The sequence below is a fragment of the Allorhizobium sp. nf9_anc genome (assembly GCF_056323085.1).
Map to the genome: position 1 here is coordinate 970,591 of NZ_CM150481.1, position 11,982 is coordinate 982,572.

Sequence of the window (11,982 nt, forward strand, 5' to 3'; positions counted from 1 at the left end):
CTCATTCCCTTTGTGAAGAGTTCACCCATCTTGAATAAAGTTGTTGATATGTGCAAATTCAATCTTAGGTTAAATTTTTGGGGGGGACTAGATGCAGTGGTTCTATGAAGTTCCCCGTTTCGACGCCGCCGACTATCTCGGCACGCCGGAAGCCCGCGCCGACTACATGGCGGTAGCGCTGGAAGAGGGCGATTCAGTCGAAATCCGCCGGGCGCTCAACACCGTCGCCCGTTCTCTCGGCATGTCCACCGTCGCCGAAGAGGCTGGGCTTGGACGCGAGAGCCTGTACAAGGCGCTCGGCGAAAACGGCAATCCGGAATTTGCCACTGTCCTCAAACTGATGAAGGCCATGGGGTTAAAGCTCTCGGCCTTGCCGATCGAGGAGAAGGACGGGTAGCCCGGTTCCCACCTCTCCCCCTTGTGGGAGAGGTTGCAAAATCGAAGGCTTAGGTGAGCGCAAGCCACCTAAACTTCAGATTTTGCTGGTGAGGGGATCAGTTGCGTTGCCACGAGATAACGGACCCCCTCGCTTGCGATTTCTGATGTTTAGGCGGCTTACGCTCGCCTAATTCATCGAAATCGCTTTCTCCCCCACCAAGGGGGAGATGGGTGTTGCGTTTGCGGCTTCCAACCCTCATCCCAATCACTTCAGCCCCTCATCCGGCCCTTCGGGGCACCTTCTTCCCGCCTGCGGGGAGAGGGTAGGGTGAGGGGGAAAACCACAGATTCGGCGCATGCGGCCGAAAAAAGGGGGATGACTTTGAAAAATTTCCGAGCAAATTCAAATCTCGACATGTTTTTTCATCCCCTACCATTTCCACCCTCTTAGACTCATCCCCGTCCCGCCCTCGGATACACCTGACGATGCGATGTCAGGCGAGGCGGGATCGGCGCCGGGGGCGAGCACTCTCGCAGGTGCAAATTCCCGGCCCACTGCAACGGTCTCCCTCCGGACGAAGGGCTTGACGAGGGTGATGGGGTCGGATGCCCCAGAACCCGGATACCCTGGTCGGAAGGACGTGCCTCAGAGGCACACAGACAAGGCGCCCGCGCTGTCGCGAACACCCAGACAGCGAGGCGAAACAAACGGCGGGGATGGCGTAAGATCGCAAATGATCGGAAGCAATCCCCCGGGCGAGGGTCCCGGTCGGATTGGTGCACCATCCGGCGGGAACCTCCCGGGCCACCGGCCAGGCTGAAGCGTCATCGTGTATGGCGCCGCAGCCGGACCCGCGCCCGGTCATCCCTGGAACGCAAGTTCCAAGGACCGTCGCCGCCTTGCCAGAGAGACGCATGCAGCGGGAATAGACGCCGAACGGGGCGCCGGAAGGAGCCACATAAAACTACTTAGACAGGTTGCTTCTGGCGCCTCGTCCGAGACAAGCATGACCATCCCCGGAAGGAGCAATCCCGACCGGCGGCGAAGCTTGGGGTTTTTGACAGTTCAGTTCCGCAAGGGGTGAGAGAGCGGGCCGCGTGCGCGGAGCCGATCTCCCCCTTGGTGGGGGAGAAAGCGATTTCGATGAATTAGGCGAGCGTAAGCCGCCTAAACATCAGAAATCGCAAGTGAGGGGGGCCGTTCTTCACGCCACCATCACCGATCCCCTCACCAACAAAATCTGAGGTTTAGCCCTGATCGGGCTAAGCCCTCGATTTTGCAACCTCTCCCACAGGGGGGAGAGGAGGGCACAAAAATCATTTGTTCTCCCTTGAACAAACAGGCGTAAGCTGCCCACATTGGACAAGAAGAAAAAACGAGAGGAAACCGCCATGGACGGACAGGTATCGCCGAAAGCAGAGGCTGCCGATCCCGCAGCGCGCATCGCCGCACTGCTCGCCGCGCAGAAAGCGGCCTGGGCGATCGACGTCACACCCAGCTATGCCACCCGCGATGATCGCCTCGCGCGGCTCGATCGGATGGTCGAGGCCTGGCAGGAGCGGTTTGCTGCGGCGATCTCGCAGGATTTCGGCAATCGGCCGGCTGTGGTCACTGAACTGACCGATGTCGTGCCGGTGCGCGCTGCGATCCGCCATGCGCGCAAGCAGCTAAAGCGCTGGATGCGGCCGCGAAGCGTGTCGCTCGCTTGGACGGGCAAACCGGCTTCCGCGGTTATCCTGCGCCAGCCGCTTGGCGTGGTCGGGATCGTCGCGCCCTGGAACTATCCACTGAACCTGATGCTCTCGCCGCTCACCGGCGCGCTTGCCGCCGGCAACCGGGCGATGCTGAAACCGTCCGAGTTGACGCCCGCATTTTCCGAGGTGCTTGCCAAGGCCATCGCCGAGACGTTTTCCGAGGATGAAGTGTCCGTGGTGACCGGCGGGCCTGAAGTCGCGACCGCCTTTACATCAGCCCCCTTCGACCACCTGATCTTCACCGGCTCGACCGCTGTCGGCCGCAAGGTGGCGGAAGCGGCGGCGAAGAACCTGACGCCGGTGACCCTCGAGCTCGGCGGCAAGTCGCCTGTTATCCTCGATCTCTCCGTGCAGTTCGACAAGGCCGTGCCGCGCCTCGTCTGGGGCAAGCTGTTGAATTCCGGCCAGACCTGCGTGGCGCCCGACTATGCGCTGGTGCCGCGCGAGCGCGTTGCCGATTTCCTTGCCGCCGTGAAGGCGGAGGTGGCGCGGCAGTATCCCGGCCTGCCGCGCAACGCCGATTACACCTCGATCATCAGCCCGCGCCACTATGCGCGACTCACCCGCCTCGTCGAGGAGGCCCGCGACAAGGGCGCCGAGGTGGTCGAGCTTGGCGGTCCGCATGATCCCGACGCCCGCGTGTTTTCGCCGGTGGCCGTGATCGGCGCGCCCGACGACACCACCGTGATGCAGGAGGAGATCTTCGGGCCGATCCTGCCGATCGTGCCTTACGACACGCTGGACGCGGCGATTGCCTATATCAACCATCGCGACCGGCCGCTGGCGCTCTACTGGTTCGGAGACGACAAGCAGGCGCAGGAGCGGGTTTTGACCGGCACGATTGCCGGTGGCGTCACGGTCAACGACACGATCCTGCATCTCGCCCAGGACGATCTGCCCTTCGGCGGCGTCGGTGCCTCAGGCTACGGCGCCTATCACGGCGAGGCGGGGTTCCTGGCGCTCAGCAAGGAGAAGCCGGTTCTCAAACAGTCGGCGATCTCTGGCGTGAAGTTCCTCTACCCGCCCTATGGGCGGATGGCGAGTTTCATGCTGAAGCTGCTCGGGCGTTTCGGCTGACGATATGCGTTGCCGCCGCTCAGCCGGCGGCGAGGCGCGGGGACGGGCGCTGCTGCGATACCGGGATTTGCGGCTGCGATTGCGGTTCGAAAACCGCGCGCTCGAAGTCGGCAAGCGGCATGGGCCGGCCGAAGAGATAGCCCTGGAAGATCCGGCAGCCCGTGGCTTCTAGGAAGGCGAGCTGGGCTGGGGTTTCCACGCCTTCCGCCACGGTTTCGAGGCCAAGGTCAGTGGCGATTGCCCGGATCGAGCGGACGAGGGCTGCATCTCGATCGTTCTCGGCGACTGTGGCGACGAAGCTGCGGTCGATCTTGAGTTCGCTCACCGGCAGGCGGCGCAGATAGGCGAGCGAGGAGAAGCCGGTCCCGAAATCGTCGAGCGAGAAGGTGAGGCCGAGGGCCTTCAGGGCCGCCATCTTTTCCGCGACCGGTTCAAGGCCGGCGATCAACACGCTTTCGGTGAGCTCGAGCCTGAGCCTTGTCGGATCGATGCGGTAGCGGGTGATGAGGTCGCGCAGGGTCGCCTCGAAATCATCCTCGTTGAATTGGCTGGCGCTGACATTGACGGAGAGCCGGAGGGGGCTGAGCTGCGGGTCGGCCTGCCAGCGGACGAGAGTTTCCAGCGCCTGTTCGAGCACATAGGTGCCGACGATCGGCATCAGGCCCATTTCCTCGGCAGCGGGAATGAAGGTGGCGGGAGAGATGGGGCCACGGGTCGGGTGGTTCCAGCGCAGCAGCGCTTCGGCGCCCAGGACCTTGCCCTGCCGATCGGTCTGGGGCTGGTAGGCGAGGGTGAGTTCGTCGTGCCGAAGGGCGGCCAGCAGATCGCGGGCGATGCCGCGCGGGGCGGAGAGACGCCGCTGCAGCGTATAGATCGCGCCGCAGAAGATCAGGGCGGCCATGGCCGGGTTGAGCCACATGCCGTAGCGATGCAGCTCCGGCGGGATCGGTTGGGCGAAGGGCAGGCGCAGATCAGCCGCATGGAGGACAACGAAGGCCACAAGGCTCGCTGCAATAACCGACAGCTGCAGGCGCGAGGGGCGGCGCAGGTGGTTGATATAGGCGAGCATGCCGAGCACCGGCAGGAAGAGATGGGTGACGCGCGGTGCGCCATTCTGCGGCACGTCGAACATCAGGCAGAAGGCAATGACGAAGATCAGGAAGCTGAATTGTGCGACGAGCAGGAAGAGATCGAGCCGGCCGCGGGTGACCAGAGCGAAGCAGACGAGGGCGGCAACGACGGGGAAGAGTTCGGCGAGCGCCATCATCGGACGGTCACTCACGAAGAAGATGATGGTCCAGAACAGCGCAAACGCAGCCACGGCAAGGGACACGGCCTGATAGACGCGGATCACCCGAGCGACCTTGTGCTCCTGACTGCCCTTTCCGATCATATGCCGCCCAATCGTGCCCACAGGCTCTGGATCGAACCTCTGCGCCGCGCCGCGACAGGAGATCCAAGAATGAGCATATCCTAACTTAGGTGGCTAAAGAAACGGTGTATCTTGATGTTCAACTTGTTTCGACGGTAATGGGTGGCGGACGCCGTGCCGGGAACGCGATTGGGGCGGTCCGCCGTCAGACGAACCGCCCCTCGAGGACCTTCCGGTCCTGCCTCCCCCCGGAGAATTCTTCTTTAGCTCGCCTTGGCGACCTTCATCACCTCGGGGTCATATACCCGGCCGAAGCGGTTCGCAAGGAAGGCTTCGAGGCCGATTTCTTCCTGGCGCACAAAACCGGCCTGCGGCAGCGTGCCATCGGCGAGCAGATCGAGAACCGTGCAGATGCCGGCGGCCGTGGTGATCTGGATGGCACTCATCTTCTTGGAAGCGACCACGCCGGCATAGACCTTGTTGGCATAGGTTTCCTGCAGGTAACGACCGTCCTTCCAGCCGCAGACGGTGACGAAGATGACGACGACGTCCTGCATGGTGGCGGGTAGGGCGTTTTCGAAGAGGTCCTTCAACACGTCGCGACGGTTCTTCAGGTTGAAGTCGTTCAGAAGCGCCTTGATGATCGCCTGGTGGCCGGGGTAGCGGATTGTGCGGTAGTTCATCGTGCGCACCCGGCCTTCGAGCGTCTTGGCCAGCGTGCCAAGGCCACCCGAGGTGTTGAAGGCCTCGTAGGTGACGCCGTCGAGGGAGAATTCCTCGCGCTCTTCCATGGCCGGCACGACAGACAGCTTGCCTTCGACGATGGCTTCGCAGGGCTCAATGTATTCGTTAATCAGCCCGTCGGTCGACCAGGTCAGATTGTAATTCAGGGCATTTGACGGATATTGCGGCAGGGCGCCGACGCGCATGCGGACCGTGTCCAGCGTGTCGAAATGCTTGGTGAGATCATGCGCGACGATCGAGATGAAGCCGGGCGCAAGGCCGCATTGCGGGATGAAGGCGGAACGGCTGCCGCGCGCGAGCTCTTCGACATGCCGCGTGGTGGCCACATCTTCTGTCAGATCGAGATAGTGGGTCGCGGTGCGGGCCGCACTTTCGGCAATCGCGCCGGTCAGGTGGAAGGGGGCAGCGGAGAGGACGGCGAACTGGCCGGAGAGCAGGCTGTCGAGGGCGGCGGCATCGGCGATATCGATTTCGGCGGTCTTGACCGCCGGATGGGCGTCGAGCTTGGACAGCTGTTCGGCGCTGCGATCGGCGACGGTGACCTGATAGTCGCCGGTCTCAGCCAGCATGCGCGCAATCGCCCCGCCAATCTTGCCGGCGCCGATGATGGTGACGTGTTTCATGGATTTGCCCCTCGCATGCATGAGAGCCCGTGCGACACGAGCCTGTTTTCACTGATCGGACCAGTGTGGCTGCGGCGCATGTCGATTCCAAGTGACGATATGCCCAATATGCAGTATGCATATGAACAGATCGACGTAAGGAATGGACGAAATGCAGATCAGTGACAAGGATCGGGAACTCCTTTCCCTGCTTTCGGAAAACGCCCGCATGCCGGTGGCCGAACTTGCCCGGCGGCTCGATCTGTCGCGCACGACGGTGCAGGCGCGGCTGGAGCGGCTGGAGGGGCAGGGGGTGATTGCCGGCTATCAGGTGCGGCTTTCGGATGTCTATCAGAGCGGGCTAATCAGGGCCCATGTGATGATCACGATCGCGCCCAAGGCGCTGTCCACTGTCACTGCGGAGCTCAACGCGATCCGCGAGGTGTCCGCGCTCTATTCGGTCAATGGCCCTTATGACCTGATCGCCATTGTCGCTGCGCCGTCGATCTCGGAGCTCGATCGCCTGATCGACCGGATCGGTGAGCTGTCGGGTGTGGAGAGAACGCTGTCGTCGATCATCCTCTCGACGCGCATCGCCCGATGACATCCCGGTGAAAAGCAACCAAGTCATCATTATATCCATAAATTCTTAATCAACCATGTGTTGATATGGATTCGCGGATACTTCGGGAGGGTTGGCATGACAGTGGTTGCATTGTTGTTTGCATCGGTTCTCTGGCCGACCGTCTTGCTGGCGGCGCCGCTTGGCGAGGGGCGCTTGCCCCTCGATATCGCCGCGGGCACCTCCACCTGGGTTAACCGGCATGGCTCGGTGATGGTGCTGGATCGCGGGCGCGACGGGTTGCTGCAGGGCTATTTCGTCAACAACGCACCCGGCAAGGGCTGTCGCGGCATTCCCTATGAGCTCAGCGGCCGCATGGTGAAAGAGACCATTGCGTTTCAGGTGAGCTGGCGCAACGGCGTGGCCGACTGTCCTATGGAGACGCAGTGGCGAGGCCATATCCAGCCATCGCGCGAGGGTGGTCTGGAAATCGTTGCCGAGTGGCAGCAGTCTTCGACGGTTCTTGCGATCGGGCTTGGTAATGACGAGCCACAAAAGGGGACTGATCACTTTACCCTGCAGGTCGCCACCGATCTGCACTCCCAGGTCACGCCCCCAGCAATATCGGCAATTCCCTAATTGGCTTTGGCTGTTTCACGCTGCCTTGAGTTCTGCCCGAGCAAGCGCCCGTTCCAGGGCCTCTATGCAGGTCTCGTCGTGGTGGCGACCGGCCCCTTCCCAGAGGATGGCAAGCGCCTTTGCGACTGGCATGGCCGCACGGTAGGGGCGGTCAGCGGTCAGCGCATCGAAGACGTCGGCGGTGGCGACGATGCGGGTCTCAAACGAGATCTCGTCGCCCTTCAAGCCTCGCGGATAGCCGGAGCCATCGAGCTTTTCGTGGTGGGCGCCGCCGATCAAAGCGAGATCGGCGAAAGCGGCGATGCGCGAGAGGATGGTCTCGGAGAATTCCGCGTGGCGCTTCATTTGCTCCCATTCTTCGCCTTCGAGGCGGCCCGGCTTGTCGAGCACGCTGTTGGAGACGCCGAGCTTGCCGATGTCGTGCAGGAGGGCGGCGCGTTTCAGGCGGCGGCGCTCTGCCGGGGGCATGCCGAGTTCTTCGGCGATCAGATCGGTGAAGAGTGCGACGCGGTCGCTATGGCCTGACGTGTAGGGGCTCTTGGCATCGATGACGCGGGCAAAGCCTGCGGCGATGTCGTCGAGATAATCTTCGTCTGCCAGGATCGCCTGGCGGCCGGGTTCGAGCGCCAGCACATAGGCTTCCAGATTGTCCGAACCAAGCTCGGCAAAGAAGACGGGCGTGGCCAGCGTTTCGAAGACAGTGACGATCTCGGGATCGAACCAGCCGCCGGCGCGCTTGCGGATTTCGGTCAGGGCGGCCTCCGGACCCTGGTGGACGAAGAAGACGTCGATGACCTGGGCCATCAGGGCGATGCGGGCGAAGAGGTGGATTTCCTTGCCCTTCAGCCTCTGTGGCTGGCCGCCGCCATCGACATGTTCGTCGAGATCGAGGATGCCCTTTGCGACCTCTTCGGAGAAGCGCATCTGGCGGGCGATTTCCGCGCCGCGCTGGCAACGCGTCTGGATGAGGCTGGTCGAGATCTCGCCGCCATTCTTGAAGATGTTGAGAATGCCGCGGAAGCGTTCGGCAAGGCCCGCCTCCATGCCGGTGTGGGAGAGCACGAATTTCAGGATCTGCGGGAAGGAGCCGTCGACCAGCTTGAAGTCGTGTTTGAACTTGAGGTCATCCGCCAGATAAAGCTCGCAGATGCGGGCGGCATTGGAGGAGCAGCCGAGATCCTTCAAGAGCAGCGTGTAATAGAGATCGCGCAGCGCCTCTTCGCCGAGGCCAAGGGCCTGGCCGATCCGAGTGCCGATGAAGCAGCAGCGGACGCAATGGCCGGCGGGCTGGCCCTCCGTCATGTCGAGCGCGTGGCTGAGTGCCTCGATCAATTCGGCAAGACGGATTGTGTTCGTCATGGGGGCTCCTTCGTCAGGGGCAGATTATCCCGCTAATATTAAGAACGGGTGTTGAAGACCGGGCGGCGAAGCATGTGTGTCAACCTCCTGTTCATCGCTTCCATGCTTGTCTTTTTCCCGCATTGTCTTAAGCCTGCAGACGCACTATGTGCGGATAAGCCAAACCAACGAGGACTGTCCCCTGTGATGAACGAAGACGAAGACGACAAGAGCAAGGAACTGCCGATCGGCAAGGAAACGGAAGCGAACCTCTTCAAGTCGCGTTCGATCTTCATCTATGGCGGGATCACCATGGAGCTGGCGCAGAAGGTCTGCACGCAGCTCGTCGCACTTGCTGCCGCCTCGGATGAGGACATTCGCGTGTTCGTCTGCTCGCCGGGCGGCCATGTGGAAGCCGGCGACGCGATCCACGACATGATCCGCTTCATCAAGCCGAAGGTCTTCATCATCGCGACCGGCTGGGCGGCATCTGCCGGCTCACTGATCTTCGTCGCGGTTCCGAAGGAACGCCGTCTGGCCCTGCCGAACACCCGCTTCCTGATGCACCAGCCGTCTGGCGGCACCCGCGGCATGGCCTCGGATATCGAGATCCAGGCCCGCGAAATCATCAAGATGAACGAGCGCCTGATCAAGATCTATGCGAAGGCCACCGGCCAGAGCCAGGAGAAGATCGCCAAGGACATCGACCGCGACTATTGGCTTTCTGCCGAAGACGCCGTCACCTATGGCCTGGTCGGCCGGATCATCGAGAGCCACGCCGACATCGGTTGAGGCTTTCGCCCGAACAAACAAAAAAGCCGCCGGAGCGATCCGGCGGCTTTTTCGTGTCTTGGGCTTCAGAGGCTGCGATCAGATGATCGGGCAGCCACGGCGATTGGCAAAGCGGATCTGCTCGGGGCCACGGCGGGTAAAGCCGCGCACGGTCACGCTGCGATCGGTGACGCGCACCACTTCGGCGCGGCGCAGACCTTCTTCGGCAGCGGCGGCACGGGCTTCGCGCGGGCTGCAACCACGGTTGCGATCGCGGCGGTCGACTTCACGTTCGCGGATGATCGGGCGTACGCCATCCGGGCCGATGCGAAACTCGACGCCCTGCGCCGAGGCGGTGGCTACAAAGGGCGCGGCGAGCGGAAGGCCGGCGAGGGCAAGCGTGGTGACCAGGGCTGCGCGCAGGAACTTGGCGGACATGGGGGAACTCCTTCGTTGTCGTGGCGGAGAAAGCCCGTGGGCGCCCAAAAGTTCCCTTGTCTCACGCAAAGAGGGATTGTTTCAGCGCCATTCGTGCAGGCGCGTGCCCATCAGCGGCCGGGTGCTGACCAGCGGCAGTGTCTCGCCTGAACGCTCGGCATGGCCAAGCGCCTCTGCCTCGTCGTTGAAGCCGATGAAGATCATCGACAGAGATCTCGCCTTCGGGGCGCCCTTCTTGCGATAGGAGAGCTTCACCGCGCAGTGGGGATAGGCAGCGTCCAGGACCGCGCCTTCGGGCAGCGCGTCTGACAGAGCGAGATGGGCGCCGAGGCCGAGGAACCGGTCGATCGCGGCAAAGGCGGTCGCTTCCGGCAGCTGTTTGTTTTCCTGCGCATTGGGTGCGCGGCCCCAGAACAGACTGTCGACCACGCCCTTGGCCCGCTTCGACTTCACCACCACGAGCCCACCGGCCGCGACAAGCTCCAGATGGGCGTCCCAGGTCTGGAAGAGGTCGGGGGACTGGTGGAGTTCGGTCAGCAGGGGCCGGAGGGCGGCGGTGAGGTCGTGGTAGAGGGCAGGGGGCATGGGCGGGTGTCTCGGCGAGTGTGGGGTGGTGTGTGGCGGCCTCGTAGCATGGTGGGGGCGGGGTGGATATGGGGGCGTTGTGGATCAGGGGCCGCAGGCGCATATTGTGGTCGGTGATGGTTGCTCTGCGAGGTGTCGCGATGGCGAGTATCGAGGTGAAGGAGGCTATGGCGAGGTTGTCGGGTCTGATCGATGACGTGGCGTCCGGCGAGTTCGTCACAATCACCAAGCATGGCAAACCGGCCGCGGTGCTGGTCAGCGTCGAGGCGGCGGAGGCGGCCAGGCGGGCGCTCGCCAAGGACCGGCCTAGCCTTGTGGCACATCTCACACTCTTTCCCGCCGATGTGGATCTCGATGACGAGGTCTTTGCGCGGAACCGTCAGCCGTCGCGCGAGATCAAGTTGTGAGCGGGCTAGCTCCTCGATACGGATGTGCCGTCGCTGCTGTCACCGGGGCGCGTGAACGTGCCCGAGGGGTTTGAGGTTTGGGTGGAGGCGCAGGAGCGGGCGGGGCAGGTCTATCTGTCGGCAGTGTCGATCCACGAGATCGAGAAGGGCATCCGGCTGCTGGAGGCCAAGGGGTCTTTACAGAAAGCGCGGGCGCTTGAGGCTTGGTTGCGGCCGCTTGTGACCCGGCTCGGGGATTTCATACTACCCGTGGATGTTGAGGTGGCGCGGGTCTCCGGAGGTCTCGAAGCGAAGGCTATCGCGGAGGGTGCCAATCCGGGGGCGTCGGATGCGATGATTGCCGGGACTGCGGCGTTTCACGGGTTGACTGTGGTGGCGCGGAATCTGCGGCATTTTCAGGCGTTTGGGATTGGTGTGATGGGGGTGGAGCTTCTCTGATTATGAGATGGCGCAATCGGTCACTTCGATAAAGAGGAAAGCAACTATTAATCCGAGATGATGACGGCGTTATGTGAGCTTCATACTGTTGAACTTTCCGTCCATCTCGTAAGCATTTTCGAATTCCGAGGAGAGAGCTTGAAGTATTTCTTGTCGTTTTCGCAATTCTTCTGTTTGGTATACTCTGTTACCAATGCGCTGGAGTGCTAGGTTAAGCGCCTCAATTTCTTTTTTGGGCTGCAGTAAAGTCCTTAGAATGTAAGTTGTCTTTGATGAGGAAAAAGTTATGCGAATTGTTGCGATGATCGCTATAATCAAGACGAGCAATTTCATCCACCTTGGTACGATATCTGCGATCATGAAAGTGGTGCATATGATAACTATCAACATGATCAACGCCGAAGCCATGAAGTTGATGGTTACCAATATCCCGGAAAGCTGAATTTCAGTTTTGTTTGAGTGCGATATTGCTGATTCAATCATCCAGTTGATGCGATCATCTATCTTCTTTTTCTGACTGCTGGGCCATCTGAGAGCTAACCAGTGTCCAAGGTAGGCGCTGGCGGGAATGCCTACAATAGAGACCAGCAAGCCCACAATAACGCCTGCTGGCCCAGATAGGTAGGCAATGAAATTATCAATAATTGTGGGCATGCTTGGCTCCTGGTAACTTCGCCAAGAAGAGTGAGCTTAGTGTGATTTGTCAATTGATACGGAGCTCGTTCAGTGGTCGATGAGAACAATAGTTGAGGTCAACCATCAGCCGTCGATGGCAGCGGATCCTCGGGACTACGCCCGAGGATGACGGCGCCGGGGCGGGTGGCCAACGAAAAACCCCGCCAGATCGCTCCGGCGGGGTCCTCTTTACCTCAATCC

The 11,982-nt window shown here is 61.6% G+C and carries 13 protein-coding genes; 7 read left to right on the forward strand and 6 right to left on the reverse strand.

Translation table 11 applies throughout. The features are described from left to right. The first annotated feature begins 91 nt into the window (after positions 1 to 91). Together AC02Y0_RS04440 and AC02Y0_RS04445 are read left to right on the forward strand one after the other, a co-directional pair. Entirely contained in the window at positions 92 to 397 is a 306-nt protein-coding gene (locus AC02Y0_RS04440; protein WP_476382726.1) for an addiction module antidote protein, read from the forward strand. Positions 398 to 1,770: 1,373 nt separating this feature from the next. Beyond that, the gene (locus AC02Y0_RS04445; protein WP_476382727.1) at positions 1,771 to 3,210 is read left to right on the forward strand and encodes a coniferyl aldehyde dehydrogenase; all 1,440 of its coding nucleotides are present in this window, start codon (positions 1,771 to 1,773) and stop codon (positions 3,208 to 3,210) included. A 19-nt stretch (positions 3,211 to 3,229) separates the two neighbouring features. Here the strand turns inward: AC02Y0_RS04445 and AC02Y0_RS04450 are convergent, their stop codons facing one another. Both AC02Y0_RS04450 and AC02Y0_RS04455 read right to left on the reverse strand, forming a co-directional pair. Further along, positions 3,230 to 4,603, reverse strand: coding sequence for a putative bifunctional diguanylate cyclase/phosphodiesterase (locus AC02Y0_RS04450; RefSeq protein WP_476382728.1), 1,374 nt, complete (start codon positions 4,601 to 4,603; stop codon positions 3,230 to 3,232). 242 nt (positions 4,604 to 4,845) lie between these two features. Beyond that, on the reverse strand, positions 4,846 to 5,949 hold the full coding sequence (locus AC02Y0_RS04455; protein WP_476382729.1) for a saccharopine dehydrogenase family protein: 1,104 nt from the start codon (positions 5,947 to 5,949) through the stop codon (positions 4,846 to 4,848). Positions 5,950 to 6,100: 151 nt separating this feature from the next. Between AC02Y0_RS04455 and AC02Y0_RS04460 the strand changes: the two genes are divergently transcribed. Together AC02Y0_RS04460 and AC02Y0_RS04465 are read left to right on the forward strand one after the other, a co-directional pair. Further along, entirely contained in the window at positions 6,101 to 6,532 is a 432-nt protein-coding gene (locus AC02Y0_RS04460) for an Lrp/AsnC family transcriptional regulator (protein ID WP_476382730.1), read from the forward strand. A 96-nt stretch (positions 6,533 to 6,628) separates the two neighbouring features. Next, positions 6,629 to 7,129, forward strand: coding sequence for an avidin/streptavidin family protein (locus AC02Y0_RS04465; protein WP_476382731.1), 501 nt, complete (start codon positions 6,629 to 6,631; stop codon positions 7,127 to 7,129). Between the two features lie 15 nt (positions 7,130 to 7,144). Here the strand turns inward: AC02Y0_RS04465 and AC02Y0_RS04470 are convergent, their stop codons facing one another. After that, a complete protein-coding gene (locus AC02Y0_RS04470) occupies positions 7,145 to 8,488 on the reverse strand; it encodes an HD-GYP domain-containing protein (RefSeq protein ID WP_476382732.1) in 1,344 nt (447 codons plus the stop codon). 186 nt (positions 8,489 to 8,674) lie between these two features. Between AC02Y0_RS04470 and AC02Y0_RS04475 the strand changes: the two genes are divergently transcribed. Next, positions 8,675 to 9,259 carry an ATP-dependent Clp protease proteolytic subunit gene (locus AC02Y0_RS04475; protein WP_054151449.1) on the forward strand — a complete coding sequence of 195 codons (585 nt, stop codon included), beginning with the start codon at positions 8,675 to 8,677 and terminating at the stop codon, positions 9,257 to 9,259. 78 nt (positions 9,260 to 9,337) lie between these two features. On the opposite strand, the gene AC02Y0_RS04480 is transcribed toward AC02Y0_RS04475, so the two are convergent. After that, a complete protein-coding gene (locus AC02Y0_RS04480) occupies positions 9,338 to 9,676 on the reverse strand; it encodes a hypothetical protein (RefSeq protein WP_476382733.1) in 339 nt (112 codons plus the stop codon). An 81-nt stretch (positions 9,677 to 9,757) separates the two neighbouring features. Then, positions 9,758 to 10,261, reverse strand: coding sequence for a hypothetical protein (locus AC02Y0_RS04485; protein WP_476382734.1), 504 nt, complete (start codon positions 10,259 to 10,261; stop codon positions 9,758 to 9,760). A gap of 140 nt (positions 10,262 to 10,401) precedes the next feature. Here AC02Y0_RS04485 and AC02Y0_RS04490 point away from each other — a divergent pair, with 140 nt between their 5' ends. Further along, positions 10,402 to 10,668, forward strand: a complete 267-nt coding sequence (locus AC02Y0_RS04490) for a type II toxin-antitoxin system Phd/YefM family antitoxin (RefSeq protein WP_476382735.1) — start codon at positions 10,402 to 10,404, stop codon at positions 10,666 to 10,668. A gap of 24 nt (positions 10,669 to 10,692) precedes the next feature. Beyond that, entirely contained in the window at positions 10,693 to 11,106 is a 414-nt protein-coding gene (locus AC02Y0_RS04495; protein WP_476382736.1) for a PIN domain-containing protein, read from the forward strand. A gap of 69 nt (positions 11,107 to 11,175) precedes the next feature. Here AC02Y0_RS04495 and AC02Y0_RS04500 read toward each other — a convergent pair whose 3' ends face one another. After that, positions 11,176 to 11,760 (reverse strand): hypothetical protein, encoded by a 585-nt coding sequence (locus AC02Y0_RS04500; protein ID WP_476382737.1) that lies wholly within the window; start codon positions 11,758 to 11,760, stop codon positions 11,176 to 11,178. Positions 11,761 to 11,982 lie beyond the last annotated feature (222 nt).